Origin of the sequence: Pseudomonas sp. PSB11 (genome assembly GCF_014596605.1) — a bacterium.
Classification (GTDB): Bacteria; Pseudomonadota; Gammaproteobacteria; order Pseudomonadales; family Pseudomonadaceae; genus Aquipseudomonas; species Aquipseudomonas umsongensis.
The window spans coordinates 182965-205078 of the sequence record NZ_NOIO01000006.1; the positions used below are offsets into that span (position 1 = coordinate 182965).

At 59.9% G+C, this 22114-nt stretch carries 21 protein-coding genes; 4 read left to right on the forward strand and 17 right to left on the reverse strand.

All coding sequences use genetic code 11. The features are described 5' to 3' along the window. Positions 1-50: 50 nt before the first annotated feature. The 5 genes from CGA21_RS10285 to rplM form a co-directional block, all read right to left on the reverse strand. The gene (locus CGA21_RS10285; protein ID WP_110751594.1) at positions 51-833 is read right to left on the reverse strand and encodes a cytochrome c1; all 783 of its coding nucleotides are present in this window, start codon (positions 831-833) and stop codon (positions 51-53) included. Beyond that, positions 833-2044 carry a cytochrome b gene (locus CGA21_RS10290; protein WP_007943720.1) on the reverse strand — a complete coding sequence of 404 codons (1212 nt, stop codon included), beginning with the start codon at positions 2042-2044 and terminating at the stop codon, positions 833-835. The genes CGA21_RS10285 and CGA21_RS10290 overlap by 1 nt, the downstream gene beginning before the upstream one ends. Beyond that, positions 2044-2637, reverse strand: coding sequence for a ubiquinol-cytochrome c reductase iron-sulfur subunit (gene petA, locus CGA21_RS10295; protein ID WP_008060255.1), 594 nt, complete (start codon positions 2635-2637; stop codon positions 2044-2046). The genes CGA21_RS10290 and petA overlap by 1 nt, the downstream gene beginning before the upstream one ends. 269 nt (positions 2638-2906) lie before the next feature. Continuing rightward, the gene (rpsI, locus tag CGA21_RS10300; RefSeq protein ID WP_003228056.1) at positions 2907-3299 is read right to left on the reverse strand and encodes a 30S ribosomal protein S9; all 393 of its coding nucleotides are present in this window, start codon (positions 3297-3299) and stop codon (positions 2907-2909) included. Between the two features lie 14 nt (positions 3300-3313). Continuing rightward, positions 3314-3742, reverse strand: a complete 429-nt coding sequence (gene rplM / locus CGA21_RS10305) for a 50S ribosomal protein L13 (protein WP_003228062.1) — start codon at positions 3740-3742, stop codon at positions 3314-3316. A gap of 246 nt (positions 3743-3988) precedes the next feature. Between rplM and CGA21_RS10310 the strand changes: the two genes are divergently transcribed. Then, positions 3989-5029, forward strand: a complete 1041-nt coding sequence (locus tag CGA21_RS10310) for an NADP(H)-dependent aldo-keto reductase (protein WP_110751592.1) — start codon at positions 3989-3991, stop codon at positions 5027-5029. 130 nt (positions 5030-5159) lie between these two features. Here the strand turns inward: CGA21_RS10310 and CGA21_RS10315 are convergent, their stop codons facing one another. Next, positions 5160-6296 (reverse strand): acyl-CoA dehydrogenase family protein, encoded by a 1137-nt coding sequence (locus CGA21_RS10315; protein ID WP_188264151.1) that lies wholly within the window; start codon positions 6294-6296, stop codon positions 5160-5162. Between the two features lie 220 nt (positions 6297-6516). Here CGA21_RS10315 and CGA21_RS10320 point away from each other — a divergent pair, with 220 nt between their 5' ends. Beyond that, positions 6517-7437 carry a GlxA family transcriptional regulator gene (locus tag CGA21_RS10320; RefSeq protein WP_177326158.1) on the forward strand — a complete coding sequence of 307 codons (921 nt, stop codon included), beginning with the start codon at positions 6517-6519 and terminating at the stop codon, positions 7435-7437. 159 nt (positions 7438-7596) lie between these two features. Here CGA21_RS10320 and zapE read toward each other — a convergent pair whose 3' ends face one another. From zapE to CGA21_RS10335, 3 genes are all read right to left on the reverse strand, one after another. After that, positions 7597-8691 (reverse strand): cell division protein ZapE, encoded by a 1095-nt coding sequence (gene zapE / locus CGA21_RS10325; protein ID WP_043302216.1) that lies wholly within the window; start codon positions 8689-8691, stop codon positions 7597-7599. Positions 8692-8781: 90 nt separating this feature from the next. Beyond that, on the reverse strand, positions 8782-10137 hold the full coding sequence (locus CGA21_RS10330; RefSeq protein WP_188264152.1) for a tryptophan--tRNA ligase: 1356 nt from the start codon (positions 10135-10137) through the stop codon (positions 8782-8784). Positions 10138-10161: 24 nt separating this feature from the next. Next, positions 10162-10791, reverse strand: a complete 630-nt coding sequence (locus tag CGA21_RS10335; protein ID WP_188264183.1) for an alpha/beta hydrolase — start codon at positions 10789-10791, stop codon at positions 10162-10164. A gap of 144 nt (positions 10792-10935) precedes the next feature. Between CGA21_RS10335 and CGA21_RS10340 the strand changes: the two genes are divergently transcribed. Further along, the gene (locus tag CGA21_RS10340; protein ID WP_033045648.1) at positions 10936-11370 is read left to right on the forward strand and encodes a YhcB family protein; all 435 of its coding nucleotides are present in this window, start codon (positions 10936-10938) and stop codon (positions 11368-11370) included. A 102-nt stretch (positions 11371-11472) separates the two neighbouring features. Here the strand turns inward: CGA21_RS10340 and CGA21_RS10345 are convergent, their stop codons facing one another. From CGA21_RS10345 to CGA21_RS10380, 8 genes are all read right to left on the reverse strand, one after another. Then, complete coding sequence (locus tag CGA21_RS10345; RefSeq protein WP_110751586.1) at positions 11473-12858, reverse strand: aspartate aminotransferase family protein; 1386 nt, start codon at positions 12856-12858, stop codon at positions 11473-11475. Positions 12859-12905: 47 nt separating this feature from the next. After that, on the reverse strand, positions 12906-14378 hold the full coding sequence (locus CGA21_RS10350) for an NAD-dependent succinate-semialdehyde dehydrogenase (RefSeq protein ID WP_110751585.1): 1473 nt from the start codon (positions 14376-14378) through the stop codon (positions 12906-12908). A 229-nt stretch (positions 14379-14607) separates the two neighbouring features. Further along, positions 14608-15075 (reverse strand): Lrp/AsnC family transcriptional regulator, encoded by a 468-nt coding sequence (locus CGA21_RS10355; RefSeq protein ID WP_110751583.1) that lies wholly within the window; start codon positions 15073-15075, stop codon positions 14608-14610. 69 nt (positions 15076-15144) lie between these two features. Further along, positions 15145-16146 (reverse strand): N(2)-acetyl-L-2,4-diaminobutanoate deacetylase DoeB, encoded by a 1002-nt coding sequence (gene doeB / locus CGA21_RS10360; protein WP_188264153.1) that lies wholly within the window; start codon positions 16144-16146, stop codon positions 15145-15147. Positions 16147-16149: 3 nt separating this feature from the next. Then, a complete protein-coding gene (gene doeA, locus CGA21_RS10365) occupies positions 16150-17340 on the reverse strand; it encodes an ectoine hydrolase DoeA (protein ID WP_110751729.1) in 1191 nt (396 codons plus the stop codon). Between the two features lie 56 nt (positions 17341-17396). After that, positions 17397-18389, reverse strand: a complete 993-nt coding sequence (eutC, locus tag CGA21_RS10370; RefSeq protein ID WP_188264154.1) for an ectoine utilization protein EutC — start codon at positions 18387-18389, stop codon at positions 17397-17399. 35 nt (positions 18390-18424) lie between these two features. Continuing rightward, positions 18425-19396, reverse strand: coding sequence for a hydroxyectoine utilization dehydratase EutB (eutB, locus tag CGA21_RS10375; protein WP_110751577.1), 972 nt, complete (start codon positions 19394-19396; stop codon positions 18425-18427). Between the two features lie 107 nt (positions 19397-19503). Next, positions 19504-20898: a PLP-dependent aminotransferase family protein gene (locus tag CGA21_RS10380; protein WP_188264155.1), complete on the reverse strand. Its 1395-nt coding sequence runs from the start codon at positions 20896-20898 to the stop codon at positions 19504-19506. 287 nt (positions 20899-21185) lie between these two features. Between CGA21_RS10380 and ehuB the strand changes: the two genes are divergently transcribed. Beyond that, positions 21186-22058 (forward strand): ectoine/hydroxyectoine ABC transporter substrate-binding protein EhuB, encoded by an 873-nt coding sequence (gene ehuB / locus CGA21_RS10385; protein ID WP_110751573.1) that lies wholly within the window; start codon positions 21186-21188, stop codon positions 22056-22058. The last annotated feature ends 56 nt before the right edge of the window (positions 22059-22114 follow it).

A 22114-nucleotide genomic window follows, 5' to 3' on the forward strand; every position in this document is an offset into this window, starting at 1 on the left:
CAGAGGCGCCCTTGGGCGCGCGCGATTAACAGCAATTGCTTGAAGCTTTATCAGTGCACATCTTTCCAGTATTCGCGCTTGAGCAAGTAAGCGAATACGAAGAAGAACGCCAGGTACAGCAATACGTACGTACCGATGCGCTGATGTTGCAGCTTAACCGGGTTAGCCGAGTAAGCGAGGAAGGTTACCAGATTCTTGACCTTCTCATCGAACTGCTCTTCGGTCAGGGCACCACTCTTCGGCACAATGGTCAGCTGATCGCACGCTTCATGAGTCAGCGCCGTACCGGTCAGCGGATCATATTGCTTCTTGCCGTCCTCGACGATCTGAACCTGTTTGCAACCGACCACCTGGCGACCCTGCAGGCCGACCAGCACGTTAGGCATGCCCACGTTCGGGAAGACCTTGTTGTTCACACCCCACGGGCGCGACGGGTCTTCATAGAACGACTTGAGGTAACCGTAGAGCCAATCGGTGCCACGTACACGAGCGACCAGGGTCAGGTCGGGCGGAGCCGCACCGAACCAGGTCTTGGCGTCAGCCGGTTGCATGCCGATGCTCATGTGATCGCCGATCTTGGCACCGGTGAACACCAGCTTCTCGAGCATCAACTCATGCGGAATGCCGAGGTCGTCGGCAACACGCTCGTAACGCTGGAATTTGGCGCTGTGGCAGCCCATGCAATAGTTGGCGAACGTACGCGCGCCATCCTGCATCGCAGCCTTGTCGGAAACGTCGATGTCGACTTTTTCCAGTTCGGGACCACCGTGCTCAGCCGCAAAGGACAACACCGGCAGGGCAGCAAGAATCAGTACAGCAAATAGTTTTTTCATCAGCCAGTCACCCTTTCCGGAACCGGTTTGGTCTTCTCGAGCCTGGTGTAGAACGGCATCAGAATGAAGTAGGCGAAGTACAGGAAGGTACATACCTGCGACAGCAACGTACGGCCCGGAGTCGGCGCCAGAACACCCAACACGCCCAGGATCACGAACGAGATGCAGAACACCCAGAGCCAGATTTTGCTCAGCCAGCCCTTGTAGCGCATCGACTTGACCGGGCTACGGTCCAGCCACGGCAGGACAAACAGCACGGCGATGGCCGCACCCATGGCGATCACACCCAGGAGCTTGTCCGGAACCGCACGCAAGATCGCGTAGAACGGCGTGAAGTACCAGACCGGAGCGATATGCTCTGGAGTCTTGAAGGCGTTCGCCACTTCAAAGTTCGGCTTCTCGAGGAAATAGCCGCCCATTTCCGGGAAGAAGAACACGATCGAACAGAAGATGAACAGGAACACCACCACGCCGACGATATCTTTCACGGTGTAGTACGGGTGGAAGGCAATGCCGTCCAGCGGTACGCCGTTTTCGTCTTTGTATTTCTTGATGTCCACGCCATCCGGGTTGTTCGAACCGACTTCGTGCAACGCCAGGACGTGCAGCACTACCAGGCCGAGAATAACGATGGGCAGCGCCACCACATGCAAGGCGAAGAAGCGGTTCAGGGTGATGCCGGAAATCAGGTAGTCACCACGAATCCACTGGGTCAGGTCGTTGCCGATGACCGGGATCGCACCGAACAGCGAGATGATCACCTGGGCGCCCCAGTAGGACATCTGCCCCCACGGCAGCAGGTAACCCATGAAGGCTTCAGCCATCAGCGCCAGGTAGATCAGCATGCCGAAGACCCACACCAGCTCACGCGGCTTCTGGTACGAACCGTAGAGCAAACCACGGAACATGTGCAGATAGACCACGATGAAGAACGCCGAGGCGCCGGTGGAGTGCAGCAGGCGCAGGATCGAGCCGTACTCGACGTCGCGCATGATGTACTCGACGGAAGCAAAGGCCTCTTCCGCCGACGGGGTGTAGCTCATGGTCAGCCAGACACCGGTGACGATCTGGTTGACCAGAACGAGCAGTGCCAGGGAGCCAAAGAAATAGAAGAAGTTGAAGTTCTTCGGGGCGTAGTACTTGCTGAGATGGTCTTCCCACATTTTGGTCGCGGGAAAGCGCGCATCAACCCAATCCATGAACTTGCTCATCACGCTTTCTCCGTATCGACGCCAACGACGATGATGTCATCGGTCTCATAGGAATGCGGGGGAACTGGCAGGTTCAAAGGCGCAGGTTGCGACTTGTAGACGCGGCCAGCCAGGTCGTAGTGGGAGCCGTGGCAGGGACAGAAATAGCCACCTACCCAGTCCTTGCCCAAGTCTGCGGGAGCGACTTCGGGACGGAAGGTCGGCGAGCAGCCCAGGTGCGTGCAGATGCCGATCAGCAGCAAAACCTCAGGCTTGATCGACCGCGTTTCGGGGTCGACATAGGTCGGTTGTGTCGAGTTCTTGGAGGTCGGGTCAGAAAGCTGGCCCTCGATCTTTTTCAGATTCCCCAGGATTTCCTCGGTACGGCGGACGATGAACACCGGCTGGCCGCGCCACTCAGCAATCATCTGCTGGCCTGGCTCGATCTTGCTGACATTCACCTTCACCGGTGCACCTGCGGCTTTCGCCTTGGCACTGGGAAACCATGACCCCACGAACGGGACCGCAGCCCCCACCGCTCCTGCAGCACCCACCACGGATGTGGCTGCTACCAAGAAGCGACGCCGGCCTGCATTCACGCCGTCATTGCTCATTCAGTCCTCTCCCATCAGCTTTGTGGCCTGTTAAATCAGGCATCTACTAAGTAAAACTCTGTACTTATAAAAATTTTGCCGAATGGTAATGAAAAGCCCCAATTCTGACAAGGTAATTACCCGGGGGCACCACTGCCAAGCCTTGTAGTATAGGGCCTCTGCTGATGTGGCAAGTTGTCACAGCGCAATTCTTCAAGAAAATTACACGCACAAAAAAACGCCCAGCTCCGTGAGGAAACTGGGCGTTCTTTTTTGAACGTGGAAGCGAATTAACGCTTCGAGTACTGCGGACGCTTACGCGCTTTACGCAGACCAACTTTCTTACGTTCAACTTCACGTGCATCGCGGGTTACGAAGCCGGCTTTACGCAGAGCGCTGCGCAGAGTCTCGTCGTAGTCCATCAGAGCGCGGGTGATGCCGTGGCGGATTGCGCCAGCTTGACCACTCACACCACCGCCGATCACGGTGACGTAGATGTCGAACTTCTCGACAGTCTCAGTCAATTCCAGCGGCTGACGAACTACCATGCGGGCAGTTTCGCGGCCGAAGAAATTATCCAGCGAACGATTGTTGATGGAGATGTTACCAGTACCCGGACGCAGGAAAACGCGTGCGGTTGCGGTCTTGCGACGGCCAGTGCCGTAATTTTGAGTCGCCGACATAATGAACTATTCCGTTAAATCTTCAGTTCTTGGGGCTGCTGAGCAGTATGAGGGTGTGCAGCGCCCGCATAGACTTTCAGCTTACGGTACATGTCGCGACCCAGCGGGTTCTTAGGCAGCATGCCTTTGACCGCGGTCTCGATCACGCGCTCAGGGGCCTTGGCGATCAGCTTTTCAAAGTTGATCGACTTGATGCCGCCCGGGAAACCGGAGTGGGAGTAGTACATTTTGTCAGTGGTTTTAGCGCCGGTCACACGGATCTGCTCGGCGTTGATTACGACGATGTAGTCGCCGGTGTCAACGTGAGGAGTGTACTCAGGCTTGTGCTTGCCACGCAGACGGCTCGCGATTTCGGTGGCCAGACGACCCAGGGTCTGACCAGCAGCGTCGACGACAAACCAGTCGCGCTTTACTGTTTCCGGTTTAGCAGTAAAAGTTTTCATTCTTTATAGCCTCAGGGGCCGCCCTGTAAATTAGACGGCGGATCTTACTGAATAGTGCGTACTTTGACAAGTCAAAGGCAGCCGGATACAGACGCTTTCGGGGGCTCGGGTCGGCGCGTCCGTTCAACGGCAAGATTCTTCGGCGGCGGCGCATCACTTCCACTGCAGAAAGAGGTGCGCAATTATGCAGATTGCGAAAAATAATTCAACCTGCTTTTATGATTGTTTTGCCCAAGGAGCTCCCCGATGGAGTATCGCCAGCTAGGCCGGACCAACCTGAACGTGAGCGCAATCTGCCTCGGAACCATGACCTGGGGCGAGCAAAACAGCGAGGCAGACGCCTTCGCCCAGATCGAGCGAGCCAAGGACGCCGGGATCAATTTCATCGATACCGCTGAAATGTACCCGGTGCCGCCCAAGGCTGAAACCTATGCCAGCACCGAACGCTACATCGGTAATTACTTCAAGAGCCGTGGCGATCGCAGCGACTGGATCCTCGCCAGCAAGATCGCCGGCCCCGGCAACACCATCGACTATATCCGCGACAAGAACCTGCGCCACAATCGCCAGCACATCACCGAAGCCGTGGATGCCAGCCTCCAGCGCCTGCAAACCGACTATATCGACCTGTACCAACTGCACTGGCCGGAGCGCAGCACCAACTTCTTCGGCCAACTGGGCTACAAGCACAAGACCGAGGCCAACCTGACACCCCTGGAAGACACCCTCGAAGCGCTGGACGAACAGGTCAAGGCTGGCAAGATCCGCCATATCGGCCTGTCCAACGAAACGCCGTGGGGCACCATGCGTTTCCTGGCCCTGGCCGAAGCCCGTGGCTGGCCGCGCGCGGTGTCGATCCAGAACCCGTACAACCTGCTCAACCGCAGTTTCGAGGTCGGCCTGGCGGAAATCGCCATCCGCGAGCAGTGCGGCCTGCTCGCCTATTCGCCGCTGGCGTTCGGTTTCCTGTCAGGCAAGTACGAAGGTGGGGCCCGCCCACCAAAAGGTCGGCTGAGCCTCTACAGCCGCTTCAGTCGGTATTTCAACCCGCAGTCGGAAGCAGCGTGCAGCCGCTACGTTGCACTGGCCCGCGAGCACGGCCTGGACCCGGCGCAAATGGCCCTGGCATTCGTCACGCAGCAGCCGTTCGTGACCAGCAACATCATTGGTGCCACGACACTGGAGCAACTGGACAGCAACATTGCCAGTTTTGATCTGAAGTTGTCGGATGAAGTGCTGGAAGGGATCGAGGCGATCCACAAGGATCATCCGAATCCCGCCCCTTGATTGATCAATAAATCGCCATCGCGGGCAAGCCCGCTCCCACAGTGAGCAGGGTGTTCACAAATGCTGTGTACAGCTCAAAACTTGTGGGAGCGGGCTTGCCCGCGATGGCGCCCTGGCTGTCGCCGCAAGATCAAAGCGACCGCGCAATAATCTCCTTCATGATTTCATTGGTCCCGGCATAGATCCGCTGCACCCGCGCATCCGCCCACGCCCGGGCTATCGGGTATTCCCACATGAACCCGTAACCGCCATGCAATTGCACGCACTCGTCGAGCACCTTGCACTGCAGATCCGTGCCCCAATACTTCGCCATCGCCGCCGTCGTTACGTCGAGCTTGCCTTGCAGGTGCAACTCCAGGCAGCGGTCGACAAAGACCCGGCCGATCTGGATCTCGGTCGCCATCTCGGCGAGTTTGAAACGAGTGTTCTGGAAGTCGGCAATCGCCTGGCCGAAGGCTTTGCGCTCGCGGGTGTACTCCAGGGTCCATTGCAACGCCGCTTCAGCCGAAGCCAGCCCGCCGATGGCCACGGTGAGGCGCTCCTGCGGCAGCTCCTGCATCAGATAGGCGAACCCCATCCCGGCCTGGCCCAACAGGTTTTCCCTGGGCACTCGCACGTCCTGGAAGAACAGCTCCGAAGTGTCCTGGGCCTTCATTCCGACCTTTTCCAGACGCTTGCCTTTGTCGAAACCCGGCGTATCGGCTTCCACCAGAAACAGACTGGTGCCCTTCGCGCCCGCCTTCGGATCGGTCTTGGCCACGACGATCACCAGGTCGGCGAGGAAACCGTTGGTGATGAACGTCTTCGAGCCGTTGATGACATACTCGTCGCCGTCCAGCACGGCAGTGGTCTTCACGCCTTGCAAGTCGGAGCCCGCACCCGGCTCGGTCATCGCAATGGCACTGACCATCTCCCCGGAAACCAGTTTGGGCAGGTATTTGTGTTTCAGCGTTTCACTGCCGTAATGCAGGATATAGGGCGCAACGATGTCCGAATGCAGGGAAAAACCGATACCGGTCAATCCGAGGCGCCCTATCTCTTCGATGACCACCGCGCTGTACAGAAAGTCTGCCCCCAACCCGCCGTACTGCTCCGGCAGATGCGAGCACAACATCCCCGCCTCCCCCGCCTTGTTCCAGAGTTGACGGTCGATATAGCCCTGTTTTTCCCATTGTCCATGGAACGGCACCGCTTCTTTCTCGAGGAACGTTCGCACGCTGTCGCGAAAAAGTTCGTGCTCGGAGCTGAACAAGGTTCTCGGAATCATGCGGCACCTTATTTTTGTTTTTAAAGGAATGGACCTTCAGAGACTAAGCCTGGCGCCCGATACAGGACACTGGACACATCCGACAAAAAATAAGACGATCCAGCCGTCTGGTGACCACTTTCCCCTATAAGAATAAAGTTGAATTATGTCTAACCAAGCCTCCACGCCCTTGCGGCGCGTCAGCATCCTGGCCATTGACCGGGTTTTCGCTTCCACCCTCATGCAGGCCAAGGACTTCTTCCACCTCGCCAGCCTGCGTTACGGCAAACAACTGGGCCACGGCCTGACGCCAGCGTTCGAAACCCGACTGGTCAGCCCCGACGGCAAACCGGTCAACACCTTCAGCGACGTAGTGATCCCGGTGGACGGCGGCCTGGAAAATGCCGACATCATCGTCATTCCCGCGTTCTGGGACGATTTCGAAACCCTGAGCAAACGTCATCCCGAGGTCCTGTCCTGGCTGCGCCAGCAACATGCTCGCGGTGCCGTACTCTGTGGCGAGGCCACCGGCGTGTTCTGGCTCGCCGAAGCCGGCCTGCTCGATGGCAAGGAGGCGACCACCTACTGGCGCTTCTTCAATGCCTTTGCAGAACGCTTCCCGAAGGTGCAACTCAATCAGGACAAGCACCTCACCGACGCCGACAACCTGTATTGCGCAGGCGGCACTACCTCGGCATGCGACCTGTACGTCTACCTGATCGAGCGCTTCTGCGGCGCCAACGTCTCCCAGGCCGTGGCACGCGACATCCTCTATGAAGTGCAACGCAGCTACTCGCCGGGAAGAATCGGCTTCGGCGGGCAAAAGCTGCACCAGGACGTGATCATCCTGCAAATCCAGCACTGGCTCGAAGAACACTTCGCTGACAAATTCCGTTTCGAAGACGTCGCCCGCGAACATGGCATGAGCATCCGCAACTTCATGCGCCGCTTCCAGACAGCCACCGGCGACAAGCCACTGCATTACCTGCAGCGCCTGCGCATCGAAACCGCCAAAGGCTTGCTGTCCGGCAGCCGCAAGAGCATCAAGACCATCAGCTACGAAGTTGGTTACGACGATGCGAGCTTCTTCGCACGCCTGTTCCGCCAACACACGGAGTTGTCGCCAAATCAGTATCGGCAGCAGTTCCAGCAAGCTGCCTGAACCTCAAGGCATTCGCAAAACACTGTAGGAGCTGCCGCAGGCTGCGATCTTTTGATTTTTAAGATCAAAAGATCGCAGCCTGCGGCAGCTCCTACAGGGGATCTTCAGCGCACAAAAAAAGGCCTGCATCTGCAGGCCCTTTTTATTTTCCGAATCGTCCTACGGCTTGTGCGCCCGGGACAGGAATTCGTGGGACTGCATTTCGAGCAAACGACTCAGGGTTCGCTGGAACTCAAAGTTCAGGCGACCACCGGTGTAGAGGTCCTTGAGTTCGACTTCGGCAGAAATGATCAGCTTGACGTTGCGATCGTAGAATTCGTCGACCATGTTGATGAAGCGTCGGGCGATGTCGTCGGTCGTGACGCTCATCTGCTCGACACCGCTGAGCAACACGGCGTGGAAGATTTTGCCCAGTTCGATGTAGTCGTTCTGGCTACGCGGACCGTCGCAGAGTTCGCGGAAGTCGAACCACGCCACGTCGTCACAGGTGCGAAGGGCACGAATTTCGCGGTTCTCGATCATCAGCACGTCGTTTTCGATCGCTGCGGTGCATTCCGGCGTCAGCGCGCGGAAGCTTTTGCGCAGGCTTTCGTGGGAGGCTTCGTCGAGCGGGAAGTGGAACAGCTCCGCTTGTTCGAGGTGACGCAGGCGATAGTCGACGCCGCTGTCGACGTTGACGATCTCGGTGTTCTGCTTGATCAGCGCGATGGCCGGCAGGAAGCGCGCGCGTTGCAGGCCGTCCTTGTACAAGCCGTCCGGCACGATGTTCGACGTCGCGACCAGCGTGACACCGTTCTTGAACAGTTCTTCCATCAAGGTGCCAAGGATCATGGCGTCGGTGATGTCGGAGACGAAGAACTCATCGAAGCAGATCACCCGGGCTTCGGTGGCGAAGCGCTTGGCAATGATGGTCAGCGGGTTTTTCTCGCCGCCCAGGGTCTTCATCTCTTCGTGCACGCGCTTCATGAAGCGGTGGAAGTGAGTACGGGACTTTTCCTTGAACGGCAGCGCTTCGAAGAAGGTGTCGACCAGGTAAGTCTTGCCGCGACCCACGCCGCCCCAGAAGTACAGGCCCTTGACCGGCGCCTGATCCTTCTTGCCAAACAGTTTGCCCAGCAGGCCCGGCTTGTTCTGCTCGGCCGCGACCAGATCGTCGTACAGGCGCTGCAGATGACGCACGGCAGTTTCCTGCGCGGCATCATGGAAGAATTCCGGGCGTTTCAGATCAGCTTGATATCGTTCTAGGGGCGTCATAATTCGTTAGCAAGGCAACAAAAACGGGCCGTCACTGTAGCGATGGCCCGTGGGAATGGCAATCAGCCCTTGGTCGGGCCGAGCCGTTGATTATTCCTGGACTGGCGTCAGGGCGACCCGCAAAGCCTCGATCGCCGCATCACGCGCGCCGCTGTCAGCGAACGCCGGGCTGTCACCCACGCACTGATCTTCCAGCCAGACGCTGAAGCCCAGGGCTTCGCTGCGCACGTCCAATGGCTGGCCCGACTGCAGCTGCTTGGTCACCTGCCCGGCGGTTTTACCATCGGCGAAGTTGCGCGACAGCAACAGTTGCTCGCCATCGGCCGCCAGCAAACGGAAGCGGAAACTGCCGTCATCTTCACGGAAGCTGACGAAACGCGCAGCCTTCGCGGCTTTCTTCTTGGTGGTCGTTGCCACTTGGGCCTGGGCAACGAAAGAACGCAGGCCTACCGCTTCGCGCAATTCGTTGAGGAAAGGAGTCGCAACTGCACGCGCCTTTTTCGCACCGTGCTGCAGGATGTCTTCAAGATCCGCCGGGCGCTCGATCAGTTGGTTGTAACGCTCGCGAGACTCGCCCAGTTCGCTGTCCAGCAGTTGGAACAGGCGGTTCTTCGCCTCGCCCCAACCCAGCCCCTGCAGCAGGTCGCTGCGGAATTCGTCAGCTTGCGCCGGGGTGGCGAACGCCTGGAACAAGGTGAACAGGTGCGAATTATCCGGATCCTTTGCCTCACCCGGTGCACGGGAGTCGGTGACGATACGGGAAATCGCATCCTTCATTTCTTTGGCGCTGCTGAACAATGGAATGGTGTTGTCGTAGCTCTTGGACATCTTGCGACCGTCCAGGCCCGGCAGCGTGGCCACGCTTTCCTCGATCAACGCCTCGGGCATGGTGAAGAATTCCTTGCCCTGGCCGAACAGGTGGTTGAAGCGCTGGCCGATGTCCCGGGCCATCTCCACGTGCTGGATCTGGTCGCGACCGACCGGCACCTTGTGCGCGTTGAACATCAGGATGTCCGCGGCCATCAGCACCGGGTAGCTATACAGGCCCATGGTGATGCCGGCGTCCGGGTCTTCACCGGCCTCGACGTTCTTGTCCACCGAGGCCTTGTAGGCATGGGCGCGATTGAGCAGGCCCTTGGCGGCGACGCAGGTCAGTAGCCAGGTCAGCTCGGGGATTTCCGGAATGTCGGACTGACGGTAGAAGGTCACGCGGTCCACATCCAGGCCACCGGCCAGCCAGGTCGCGGCGATCTCCAGGCGCGAGCGCTGGATGCGCAGCGGGTCATCGCACTTGATCAGGGCGTGGTAGTCGGCCAGGAAATAGAACGAATCGGCATTGCTGTCACGGCTGGCAAGGATCGCCGGGCGGATGGCGCCTGCGTAGTTGCCCAGGTGCGGCGTGCCGGTGGTGGTGATGCCGGTGAGGATACGGGTACGAGTCGTCATGGGTAATCGCTTGTCAGACTGCAATCAATTCGAGAGACGCGGCAGGATCAGATCCTTGAGATCGGTCAGCTTGCCATGAAAAAAGTGTCCGCATTCTGCCACTTTCAGCAGCTCATGGGGACGTTCGAGCTTGTCGGACCATTGGTAAACCAGCTGCGGATCGATCACTTCGTCGGTTTCGGGCTGGATCAACGTCAATTCGCCCTGCTGTGGCAGTTGATCCTCAGCGCCCAGACGCATGACCGCCGGTGCGACCATGAACAGATGCTTGAGCTTCTCGCCCTTGGCCTCGAGGCGTCCGCCGAGACTTGCCGCAACAAAACCGCCGAAGGAAAAACCGAACAGGGTCAGCGGCAATTCCGGGTGCCGGGCCCGAAACCACTCGGCGACGGCCTGGGCATCGTCGACTTCGCCGGTGCCCATGTCGTGGGTGCCTTCGCTGGCACCGACGCCGCGATAGTTGAAGCGCAGGGTGGCCAGTCCGGCGTCGCGCGCAGTGCGCTGCAACGTCGACACCACCTTGTTGAGCATGGTGCCACCTTGCACCGGGTTCGGATGACAGATGAGCGCCAGGCCACGCGGCTGCTCGTTGTCCAGGTACAGTGCTTCCAGTTGGCCGACAGGGCCATCAATCACTACAGGTGTTTCGCGCATAAGCAAGGAAGGAACTCCGTGACCTCGAATCGGGTCGACTCGTCTAGCAAATTGTCTGTGGCTGTCTATTGCGAGTGAATCGCGGTATACAGCGCAGGTTCGAGCCGTTAACGTAAAGCAAAGCCGTTTATAGAGGAAGGACTCGTGGAACACTCGCTCTTAGTTTGGTTGTTACCGACTCTTGCCCTGGTTGTGGGTGTCGCCATTGGGTTTCTGATCGCTCGCCTTGCGCCGAATGCCGCGCCTAGCAGCACGCAACGTCAGCTGGACGATATTCAGGAACGTTTCGACAATTATCAGAACGAAGTGGTGACCCACTTCAACAGCACCGCGACACTGGTCAAGAAACTGACTCAGAGCTATCAGGAAGTGCAGGATCACCTCGCCGAGGGTGCCAACCGCCTGGCCCTGGACGAACAGACTCGTCAACGCCTGCTGGCTTCCCTGCACGCCGATGCGACGCAGGCTCCACGGGAACGCCTGACGCCGCCGCGCAATCAGGAACCACCGCGCGACTACGCACCGAAAGCCCCGAACGCCCCCGGCATGCTCGATGAGCATTACGGCCTGAAGAAGTAATCAGGTTTCGCGCAATATGAAAAGCCCCCGGACAAGTGGTTGTCCGGGGGCTTTTTGTTTTTGCCTGTAGAAGCCTGTCGAGTGCAACGGGCTGCAATCTTGTTAACCAAGCACCTCACTGGCGACCTGATCAATCGCGCCTTGGGTGATCTCGACGATCAGGTCTGCCTCGGCCTCGGTCAGGACCAGCGGCGGTGCAAAACCAAGGATGTCGCCATGTGGCATCGCCCGGGCAATCATGCCGCGCTCCAGGCATGCCGCCGAGACTTTCGGGCCGACCTTCAAGGCGGCATCGAAGGGTGTGCGCTGTTCACGATCGGCCATGAACTCGACCGCCGCCAACATGCCGTCACCCCGTACTTCGCCCACCAGTGGATGGCCCTCGAGGGTTTCGCGCATCCGCCGATTGAGATAGGCGCCAACCTTATCGGCGTTGGCCGTGAGGTTTTCCCGCTCCAGGATGTCGAGGTTGGCCAGCGCCGCAGCCGCGCAGATCGGATGCCCGGAATAGGTCCAGCCGTGGCCCATGGCGCCCTGGGATTCGGAGGCCTTTTCAATCACGTCCCACACCTTTTCGCCGACGATCACCGCCGACAACGGCGCATACGCACTTGTCAGGCCCTTGGCCGTAGTGATCAAGTCCGGGCGCATGCCATATCGTTGGCTGCCCATCTTCGAACCCAGGCGACCGAAGGCGCAAACCACTTCATCGGCGATCAGCAGCACGTCGTACTTGTTCAGCACTGCCTGGATTGCCGCCCAATAGCCGGCCGGTGGAACGATGATGCCGCCAGTGCCCATCAATGGCTCGCCGATGAAGGCGGCAATGGTGTCCGGGCCTTCGGCGAGGATCATTTTTTCCAGCTCGTCGGCGCAATAGCGTACGAACGCGGCTTCATCCATGCCCGTCGGCGCCTTGCGATACCAGTGCGGGCACAGGGTGTGCTTGATGCCTTCAGCCGGCAGATCGAAATGCTGATGAAAACTCGGCAGGCCGGTCAAACTGCCTGTCATGATGCCCGAGCCGTGATAACCGCGATCGCGGGAGATGATTTTTTTCTTCTGCGGGCGCCCCAGGACGTTGTTGTAGTAGCGTACCAGTTTGATCTGGGTTTCGTTGGCGTCAGAGCCAGAGAGGCCGTAGTAGACCTTCTTCATGCCTTCCGGTGCCCAGTCGATGATACGTCTGGATAGCTCGATGATCGCTTCGGTCGAGTGGCCCATGTAGGTATGGTAATAGGCCAGTTCCCTGGCTTGCTTGTAGATCGCATCGGCCACCTCGGTGCGGCCATAGCCGATGTTCACGCAGTACAGGCCGGCGAAGGCGTCGATCAGTTCGCGGCCTTCGTGGTCGCGGATACGGATACCCGAAGCGCCTGTGATGATGCGCCCCTTGAGTGCGCCGCTGGCGTGGTCATGGGCGTGAGTCGAGGGATGCATGAAGTGCGCACGGTCTTGTTCGAACAGCGAGTCGAGTTCTTGGTTCATGGCATGTCTCCTGAGAACGGGCCTTGGAAATGGCCTTAGAATTGGCCTTAGAATTGGCCTTGATGGTGCAGGCAAAAGTATTTGGTTTCGACAAAGGCTTCGAAGCCCTCGGTGCCGCCTTCACGGCCCAGCCCCGAGGCTTTCATGCCACCGAACGGGATAGGGTGACCGGTGAACTTGACGCCATTGACTGCGACCATGGCGTGGTCGAGTCGGCGAATCAGCGGGTAAATCAGGTCCAGGCGGTTGGAACAAATGTAGGCCGCCAGGCCGTACTCGGTGTCGTTGGCCATCTCGACGGCCTGGTCGAGGGTGTCGAACGGCATCACCCCGGCAATCGGCGCGAAATTCTCCTCGCGGTAAATGCGCATCTGCGGCGTGACATCGGCCAGCACCGTTGGCTGGTAGAACAAGCCACCAAGGGCATGGGCCTCACCGCCCACCAGCCGTTGCGCGCCGTGTTGCAGGGCATCGGCTACACGCTCGGCGGTGACATCGAATGCGGCCTGGTGCATCAATGGGCCGACATCGACCTGTTGCTCGTGGTCTCCGACCATGGCCGGACCGACCTGCAACTCACGCACCGCCGAGGCAAACCGCGTGAGAAATTGCGGATAGACAGAGCGCTCGACCATGATGCGGTTGGCCGCACAGCAATCCTGGCCGGAGGTCTGGAACTTGGCGGCCACTGCGACTTTCACCGCCAACTGCAAGTCGGCATCGGCGCAGACAATGAACGGTGCGTTGCCCCCCAGCTCCAGGGATACCTTTTTCACATCCTCGGCGGCCGCTTGCAGAACCAGCTTACCGACGCGGGTGGAACCGGTGAAACTCACCGAGCGCACGCGGGTGTCCTGCACCAGGGTTTGCATAGTCACTTGCGGTTCGCCCAGCACCACATTGAACACGCCCGAGGGAAACCCCGCCTCCTCCGCCAGTTGCGCCAAGGCGAACGCCGAGTACGGGGTTTCGTGGGCCGGCTTGATCACCACGGTGCAACCGGCGGCCAGGGCGGCGGCGGCTTTGCGGGTAATCATGGCCGAGGGGAAGTTCCACGGTGTCAGCAGTGCGCAGACGCCGACCGGCTCCTTCACCGTCCCCAGGTGTGCGCCGGGAATGTGGCTGGGAATGTTTTGCCCGTACAGGCGCCGCGCCTCTTCGGCGAACCAGGGAATGAAACTGGCGGCGTAGGCGATTTCACCTCGGGATTCGGCCAGGGACTTGCCCTGCTCCAGACTGAGAATCCGCGCCAGGTCTTCCTGATGTTCCAGGATCAGTGCGGCCCAGCGCCGCAGGATTGCCCCGCGAGACTCGAGGCTTTGTTCGCGCCAGTCAGCGAACGCGCGATGGGCCGCATCGACGGCGGCGACGATTTGCGGTGGGTCGAGCAGCGGCACATGGCCGATCAATTTTTGATCAGCGGGGTTATGCACAGCGATGCTGTGCCCGCTGTCACTGTGCACCCAATGGCCATCGATGTAGCAAAGGGCCTTGAACAGCAGTGGATGTTTGTAAGTCATGGCGTTCACTCCAATCCGTGTGCGTGGAACCATGCTAGGGCAGCCGACCCTTGGGGATTTGGCGTTTGAACGGGTGCGGCAGGTGGTTTTTTCTGATTGGGTGGGGGTGGACAGCGGATTTTTGCCGTGTGGGGATTTATCCGTCGGAGCGGGTTGGCTCGCAATGCGGGGACAAGTACAGGGGGTATCAGACATCCGGCATTTTCGTTGACGACTCTCACCACCAAGCTCACTCCTGCGGGGGCAATGCGCCGCCAGTCTTGATGGTTTTGGTGACGATGTAGGTGAAGTAACGCTCGATGCCCAGGTCATCGAGCAGCAACTGGTCGATAAAGCGCTGGTAGTGATCGATGTCCGGTGCCTGGATCATCGCCATGTAATCGACACCTCCGCCGGTGGCATAACAGAACGCGACTTCGGGCGCCTCGCTCATGCGCTGCTCGAAGCGCCGCATGTCCTGCGCGGTATGCCGGGCCAGGGTGATCTCCACCAGGACGTGCTGAGTTTTGAACACCGCTCCCCAGTCGATTTGCGCCCGATAGCCCTTGATCAGGCCGAGGACCTCGAGCTTGCGCACCCGCTCCCAGGCCGGGGTCACCGAGAGATTGATCGCCTCGGCCAGGCTCGACTTGGTGATACGCCCGTCGTCAGCGAGAATCCGCAGGATCTTCAGGTCATAGCGATCGAGTTTGTGCATGGGCAGCAAATCTCCTGAATGAAAGGGGGAACCTTGCAGGAGCCCGCTCGCTCCCACAGGGGCGTTGGTTCAGGTCAGTACATCCGCGATCACTGCCAGGGTATCGCCACACCCCACCAGCCCGGGAAAGTGCCGGGCCGCCAGCAAACCGTTGCGTGCCGCTCGATACTCCACCGGGGCCACGCCACTGCGGGTGACGTCGTAGACGCGGGCAATCACCTCACCCTTGCTCACGTTTTCGCCCAGGTCCCGGCACATTTCCAGCAGACCATCGTGTTCGCTGGCAATGAAACAATCGCTGTCGGGCATGTCGAGCATGATCGACGGCGCCGTTTGCAGTTCGCCCTCAAGAATCCCGGCGTGCACCAACAGATTGCGCACGCCGCGCTCGGCTATCGCCACACTAAGCGCCGTAGACGAACCGCCGCCGCCCAACTCCGTCGTGACGAAGACTTTGCCCTGGGACTCGGCGGCGGTGTCGTACATTGCCCCGGCATCGAGTTCGAGCATTCGCATGCTGTACGGGGCATTGAATGCACGCATGCCGGCCTCGCACTGTGCCTGTTGCTGATTATCCGCCAGCACATGACACGCGGCGAACGGCAGGAAATCCAGGGTGCGCCCGCCCGAGTGAATGTCCAGCACGATGTCGGCCAGGGGCAGCAAGGTGCGGGTAAAATAATCGGCGATCTTCTCTGTCACCGTACCGTCCGGCTTGCCGGGAAAACTGCGGTTGAGGTTGCCTTTGTCGATGGGTGAGGTGCGCCGCCCGGCATGGAATGCCGGGGTGTTCATGAACGGGACGATGATGACCCGCCCGCTGACCTCGGCAGCCGTCAGGCTTTGTGCCAGTTTGCTCAACGCCACCGGGCCTTCGTATTCGTCTCCGTGGTTACCGCCGGTGAGCAGCGCAGTCGGTCCATCGCCGCGCGAAATCACCGTGAGCGGGATCATCACCGCCCCCCAGGCGGAATCGTCCCGGGAGTAAGGCAACTTGAGAAAACCGTGCTGCACGCCTTGACGATTGAAATCCACCGTGGCGCTGATCGGGTTAACGGGCAGATCGCTCATGGCTCAATCCTTCACGAACAGTTGGCGTGGCACGTTGCACAGGGTTTCGACACCCGTGTCGGTGATCAGGATGCTTTCGGTGATTTCCAGTCCCCAGTCGTCCATCCATAGCCCCGGCATGAAGTGGAACGTCATGCCCGGTTGCAATACGCTGGTGTCGCCGGGACGCAGGCTCATGGTGCGCTCGCCCCAGTCCGGCGGATAACTGATCCCGATCGGGTAACCGCAGCGGCTGTCCTTGTGAATGCCGAACTTCTCCAGCACCTTGAAAAACGCTACTGCAATGTCACCGGTGGTGTTGCCCGGCTTGGCCGCTTCAAGCCCGGCGGCGATGCCTTCGACCACGGCTTTCTCGCCATCGAGGAAATGCTGCGGCGGCTTGCCCAGGTAGATCGTGCGCGACAACGGGCAGTGATAGCGCTTGTAGCAACCGGCGATTTCGAAGAAGGTGCCGGCGCCCTTTTCGAACGGGGAATCGTCCCAGGTCAGGTGCGGTGCGCTGGCATCGGCACCGGTGGGCAGCAATGGCACGATGGCTGGATAATCGCCCCCATGGCCGTCGGCACCGAGGATGCCACTGCTGTAGATCTCGGCCACCAGTTCGTTCTTGCGCATGCCCGGTTCGATCCGTTCGAGGATCCTTGCGTGCATTTTTTCGACGATGCGCGCGGCGATACGCATGTAGGCGATTTCCTGCGGCGACTTGACCGCCCGCTGCCAGTTCACCAACCCGACCGCGTCGATCAACCTGGCCTTCGGCAGGTTTTTCTGCAGCGATAGAAATGCGGCAGCACTGAAGTAATAGTTGTCCATTTCCACGCCGAGGGTCAGCGCATCCCAGCCCCGGGCGCTGATCACTTCCCGCGACAGGTAATCCATGGGATGACGTTCGCGCGACTGCACGTAGATGTCCGGGTAGCCGATGATGTTTTCCTGCTGCATGAACACCGTGCGCTTGGCACCGTTGGCGTCCTGGCCACGACCGAACCATACCGGTTCGCCATCCAGCGCCAGCAGCACGCATTGATGAACATAGAACGACCAACCGTCATAGCCGGTCAGCCAGGCCATGTTCGACGGATCGGTGACCAGCAACAGCTCAATGCCCTGGGCCTGCATGGCCACTCGCACCTTGGCCAGACGCTGGGCGTATTCCTCCCGCGTAAACGGAAGATTGACGACTATCTGAGACATGCACATGCCCTCTCTTAGATGAAGCCGATAAATGACGCGCGGATGAAAAAAAACGATTAACTGGCGAACTGAAAACCCTTGCCGGCCGAACGCGCACGCTCGAATGCCAGATTGGCCATGGCCGTGTCCTGGGCACCGGTGCCTGTGAGGTCACACAAGGTGACCTGCGCAGCATCCGTGCGACCGGGCCGCTGGCCGGCCAGCACCTGACCCAGTTCGGCGAAGCCCGACTCGTCACCGACGACACCGGCCGCCAACGCGTGATGCAGTTCGCCGAGAATGCGGGTCTGACTGAGGCGATCCGCCACGTAGCGGTCGACTTGCGCCAGCGCCTGGGGGGAAATTTCGTTCTTGTGCTCGGCATCCGAGCCCATGGCGGTGATGTGCAGGCCCGGGCGCAGATGGTGCGAATCGATCAGCGGCGCGCGACTGGGTGTGCAGGTGATGGCGATATCGACCTCGGCCATGGCCTCGTCGATGGTGGCGCATGGCATGACGTCCAGGCCGCTGTCCCGCGCCAGGTCGACACTGAAGGCCTGGGCCTTGGCCAAGTCCCGCGCCCACACTCGCACGTTGTCGATGGGCCGCACCAGGCGCAGGGCCTGCAACTGCAATGCGGCCTGCTCGCCGGCGCCTATCAGGGCCACGCTACGGCTGTCGGCCCGAGACAATGCCCGCGCTGCCACAGCCCCGGCTGCTGCCGTACGCACCGCCGTCAGATAGCCGTTATCCAGCAACAAGGCATCGAGCAGACCGGTGCGCGCCGACAGCAACATCATCATGCCGTTGAGGCTGGGCAGACCGAGTTTGGGGTTGTCGAAAAAGCCCGGGCTGACCTTGATCGCAAAACGCTCAAGCCCCGGCAGATAGGCAGTCTTCACGTCCACTTCGCCGTTATGCTCGGGGATGTCCAGGCGCAGGATCGGCGGCATCGCCACGGCGGCGGTGGCCAGCAGCACGAACGCTTGCTGGATGGCTTCGATACTGGGCAGATCCAGGGCCACGCAGGCACGTAGATCCGCTTCGCTCAACAAGGTGATTTCACTCATTAACGCGGCGCTCCTTTGAGTCGTTATTGTCGGTTTCACGCATCAGCGCCGGCGAGCACGCGCAGATGCTGGTCAATGTCGACATTGCGCCCGCTCACCACCACCACGATCGGGCCGCGAGGCTCGATCAGGCCATCGAGCAATGCGCCGATCCCCACTGCGGCTGCGCCCTCCAGTACCTGGCGCTCCTCGCGATAGGCATGGCGGATGGCATTGGCAATGGAGGCTTCGCTGAGCAGGTGCAGGTGATCGCAGGTGTTGCGGGTCATGCTGAAGGTGTAACGGTTGTCCAGGCCGATACCGCCGCCGAGGGAGTCGGCCAGGGTTGGCAATTCTTCGACTTCCACCGGGTGGCCAGCTTCGACACTGGCGTGCATCGCCGCCCCACGGAGCATGCTGATGCCATGCGTGACGATTTGCCGGTTGGCGGCTTTCAACGCCAATGCCACGCCGGCAAACAGGCCGCCACCGGACAACGGCACCAGCACCTGGGCGACATCCGGTTGCTGTTCAAGAATCTCCAACCCCAGCGTGCCCTGCCCTGCAATGATTGCCGGGTGATCGAACGGAGGCAGCAGCGTCGCGCCCTGCTCGGCGCAAATTCGCTCGGCTTCGCGCTGGGCATCATCCTGGGACCGGCCGACGATGCACACTTGGGCGCCGAGATCGCGAATGGCCTGGACTTTGTTTTCGGGCACCAGATGCGACAGGCAAATCGTTGCCTTCACGCCTTGTCGGGAAGCGGCATACGCCAGCGCCCGTCCATGGTTGCCTGTAGAGGCAGCGACGACACCCAAGGCCTTTTGCCCGGCAGTGAGTTGCGCCACGGCATTGCTCGCGCCACGCAATTTGAAGCTACCGGTGATCTGCTGGGATTCGAGCTTGAGGTAGACCGGCACACCCAAGAGCCGGGACAGGCTGAAGGAATGCTCCATGGGCGTGCGTCGCACCAGCCGTTCGATACGCTGGCGGGCAAGGTAGACATCGTTGAGCTCAAGCACTGACATGACCGCATCCCGATGAGGTATTGGACGCAGTCTAAAAGGGCAGGATTGTCACGCTGAATGTACTAGGGCAATTTAGTCGACAATATTTTTGACGTCTTTTTCCCCGCTCAAAAGTCGTGGATCTGCGGGTACTGGCTGAAGATTGCGCGCATGTTCACCAACGCATCGCGCATTTCGTCATCGCTGCATTCAGCGCCGACACACATCCGCACTGCCCGCGCCCGCGGTGTACCTCGCACCGTAAAAGGGTCTGGCGAGGTGACTGCGATGTGCCTCTGCCGCAACGTCCGAACAAGGCTGTCGACTTCCCAGTGTACAGGTATGCCGACCCAGGCATTGAGCGCATTCGGATGTTGTCCCAGCACATGTTCGCCCAGATACTCACTGACCATCGCCTGGCGCCCAGCCAATAGCCGACGTTGCAACTGCACCAGGGTGTCGGCACGTCCGTCACGAATCCAGCGGGTGGCAATCTCCGCGACCATCGGCGTCGCCATCCAACTGTTGACCCGCAAAATACTTTCGGTACGCAATGCCAGTCGCTTGGGCATGACCAGGAAACCGACACGCAATCCGGTGAGCACCGACTTGGTCATACTGGTGCAATAGAAGGACAACTCCGGCAGGTAGTGGCTGATGGGCGGGGCGCGACGTTCGTCCAACAACGGCCCGTACACGTCATCCTCGATAATATGCACGCCGAAGCGACGGGCGATCTCGGCAATTTCGCGACGGCGATTGTCCGGCATCAAGCTGGTGGTGGGATTATTCAGGTTCGGCGTGCAGACCAGTGCGGTAATGCGTTCATTGCTGCACATATCCTCGAAATGCTCAGGGTCGATGCCGTGGCGGTCCATCTCCAGCCCCTTGAGGGTAAATCCCAGCACCTGGGAGTTTCCGATCACGCCATGGTCGCTGAGCCCCTCACAGAGCACCACGTCGTCGGGCCCGGCCAGCGAGGCCAGGGCCAGGAAGATTCCGTGGGCAGCGCCGTTGGTAATCAGGATATCGTCGCGCTCCACGCGCAGCCCCTGGCGCGCGATCCAGTGCATGGCCGCTTCACGGTGTGATTCGAAACCGGCGATTGGCCGGAACGCATGAATCCAGGGTTGATCCTCTTCGGTGCTCAACTCGCGGCAAGTGTCGCGCCAGAACTGGTCGTGCTCACGGGTGTGCAAGATCCGCGCGATGGAAAAATCCACCAGCGCCCGTTCAGGACTGTCGAGGATATAAGTGGCCACCCGGTCGCTCATGCGCCGCGAAACGAAACTGCCACGCCCCACTTCGCATCGCACCAGCCCCTGGCGCTCCAGCTCTTTATAAGCATTGGTGACCGTCTGTACGCTGATCCCCATGGCATCGGCGACCTGACGTTGCGGGGGCAGGCGTTGCTCGTTGGCCAACACGCCCTGCTCGATGTCGTGGGCAATCGCCTGAACCAGAATCTTGTATTTCGACTCGCCGCTACGTGCGAGTTCCAGTGCTGCTTTCCACTTGTCCATCGGCGTCGAACCCGCGTGTTTGCCAGTGCCGACAGCATCCCGCGAGAATCCATGCAAAGCAATTGTCCTAGTGCAATGCAATGTGGCGCGAGGCTTTTGTATGCTCGGTCCAAGGTCGATGCACAGGCGACAGAACCCGCCACCCACAATAACCAATCGATCTGTACCGGAACTGTGCCCCACGCCTCGGCTCAACAGGATACGGCTCTTGTACGCTTTGCTCTTGTCACACTGCCTCCTAACACAGAGCCGTCGACGACGGGTCCACAAGAAACAGGAGATTTTCGATGAGCAATTCCCTTCCCCGCAGCTCCTATACCCTAGGTGCCGGTGCGTTACGTCACCTGTTCGTGGCTTGCGCGATATTCGGCCTGGCTGCTGGCGCACACGCCGCCACGACCCTTGAAACCATCACGAAAAACAGCAATATCCGTATCGGCTACGCCAACGAAACCCCGTTTGCCTTCACCGAAACCGACGGTCGGGTGACCGGTGAATCGCCGGAAATCGCCAAAGTCATTTTCGCCAAGATGGGCATCAAGCAGGTCGACGGCGTACTGACCGAGTGGGGGTCCTTGATCCCGGGCCTGCGGGCCGGGCGCTTCGATGTGATTGCCGCCGGCATGTACATCACCCCTGAGCGCTGCAAGCAAGTCATCTTCACCGACCCGCAGTACCAGTTGCCTGACGCGCTCCTGACCGCCAAAGGTAACCCGAAAAATCTGCACAGCTATGAAGACGTCGCCAAAAACCCGGACGTGAAACTGGCGATCATGGCCGGCACGGTCAACCTGAAATACGCACGGGATTCCGGCGTGAAAGATGCGCAGATCCTCCAGGTACCGGACACCACTGCCCAGTTGCAAGCGGTGCGCGCCGGTCGTGCCGATGCCGCCGTGGGCACGCAACTGACCATGAAAGGCCTGGCCGCCAAGGGCGGTGAAAAAGTCGAAGCGGTCACCGACTTCAAGGATGACCCGTCGCATACCGGTTATGGTGCCCTCGCCTTCCGCCCGGAAGACAAGGACCTGCGCGATGCGGTCAACGCCGAGCTGAAAAAATGGCTGGGCTCCGAAGAGCATCTCAAGACGGTCGCCCCGTTCGGCTTCGACAAATCCAACGTGACAAGCAAAACGGCTGCCGAGCTCTGCGCGCCATAGCCGAAACAGGCATGGCGCCGTGGCGCGATGCCTGCTTCCCTGCTTAATCCGGATGT

Excerpts from the sequence above, each read along its gene's own strand:
- CGA21_RS10285 (WP_110751594.1), bottom strand. The coding sequence starts at position 833 with ATGAAAAAACTATTTGCTGTACTGATTCTTGCTGCCCTGCCGGTGTTG.
- CGA21_RS10290 (WP_007943720.1), bottom strand. The coding sequence starts at position 2,044 with ATGAGCAAGTTCATGGATTGGGTTGATGCGCGCTTTCCCGCGACCAAA.
- petA (WP_008060255.1), bottom strand. The coding sequence starts at position 2,637 with ATGAGCAATGACGGCGTGAATGCAGGCCGGCGTCGCTTCTTGGTAGCA.
- rpsI (WP_003228056.1), bottom strand. The coding sequence starts at position 3,299 with ATGTCGGCGACTCAAAATTACGGCACTGGCCGTCGCAAGACCGCAACC.
- rplM (WP_003228062.1), bottom strand. The coding sequence starts at position 3,742 with ATGAAAACTTTTACTGCTAAACCGGAAACAGTAAAGCGCGACTGGTTT.
- CGA21_RS10310 (WP_110751592.1), top strand. The coding sequence starts at position 3,989 with ATGGAGTATCGCCAGCTAGGCCGGACCAACCTGAACGTGAGCGCAATC.
- CGA21_RS10315 (WP_188264151.1), bottom strand. The coding sequence starts at position 6,296 with ATGATTCCGAGAACCTTGTTCAGCTCCGAGCACGAACTTTTTCGCGAC.
- CGA21_RS10320 (WP_177326158.1), top strand. The coding sequence starts at position 6,517 with ATGCAGGCCAAGGACTTCTTCCACCTCGCCAGCCTGCGTTACGGCAAA.
- zapE (WP_043302216.1), bottom strand. The coding sequence starts at position 8,691 with ATGACGCCCCTAGAACGATATCAAGCTGATCTGAAACGCCCGGAATTC.
- CGA21_RS10330 (WP_188264152.1), bottom strand. The coding sequence starts at position 10,137 with ATGACGACTCGTACCCGTATCCTCACCGGCATCACCACCACCGGCACG.
- CGA21_RS10335 (WP_188264183.1), bottom strand. The coding sequence starts at position 10,791 with ATGCGCGAAACACCTGTAGTGATTGATGGCCCTGTCGGCCAACTGGAA.
- CGA21_RS10345 (WP_110751586.1), bottom strand. The coding sequence starts at position 12,858 with ATGAACCAAGAACTCGACTCGCTGTTCGAACAAGACCGTGCGCACTTC.
- CGA21_RS10350 (WP_110751585.1), bottom strand. The coding sequence starts at position 14,378 with ATGACTTACAAACATCCACTGCTGTTCAAGGCCCTTTGCTACATCGAT.
- CGA21_RS10355 (WP_110751583.1), bottom strand. The coding sequence starts at position 15,075 with ATGCACAAACTCGATCGCTATGACCTGAAGATCCTGCGGATTCTCGCT.
- doeB (WP_188264153.1), bottom strand. The coding sequence starts at position 16,146 with ATGAGCGATCTGCCCGTTAACCCGATCAGCGCCACGGTGGATTTCAAT.
- doeA (WP_110751729.1), bottom strand. The coding sequence starts at position 17,340 with ATGTCTCAGATAGTCGTCAATCTTCCGTTTACGCGGGAGGAATACGCC.
- eutC (WP_188264154.1), bottom strand. The coding sequence starts at position 18,389 with ATGAGTGAAATCACCTTGTTGAGCGAAGCGGATCTACGTGCCTGCGTG.
- eutB (WP_110751577.1), bottom strand. The coding sequence starts at position 19,396 with ATGTCAGTGCTTGAGCTCAACGATGTCTACCTTGCCCGCCAGCGTATC.
- CGA21_RS10380 (WP_188264155.1), bottom strand. The coding sequence starts at position 20,898 with ATGGACAAGTGGAAAGCAGCACTGGAACTCGCACGTAGCGGCGAGTCG.
- ehuB (WP_110751573.1), top strand. The coding sequence starts at position 21,186 with ATGAGCAATTCCCTTCCCCGCAGCTCCTATACCCTAGGTGCCGGTGCG.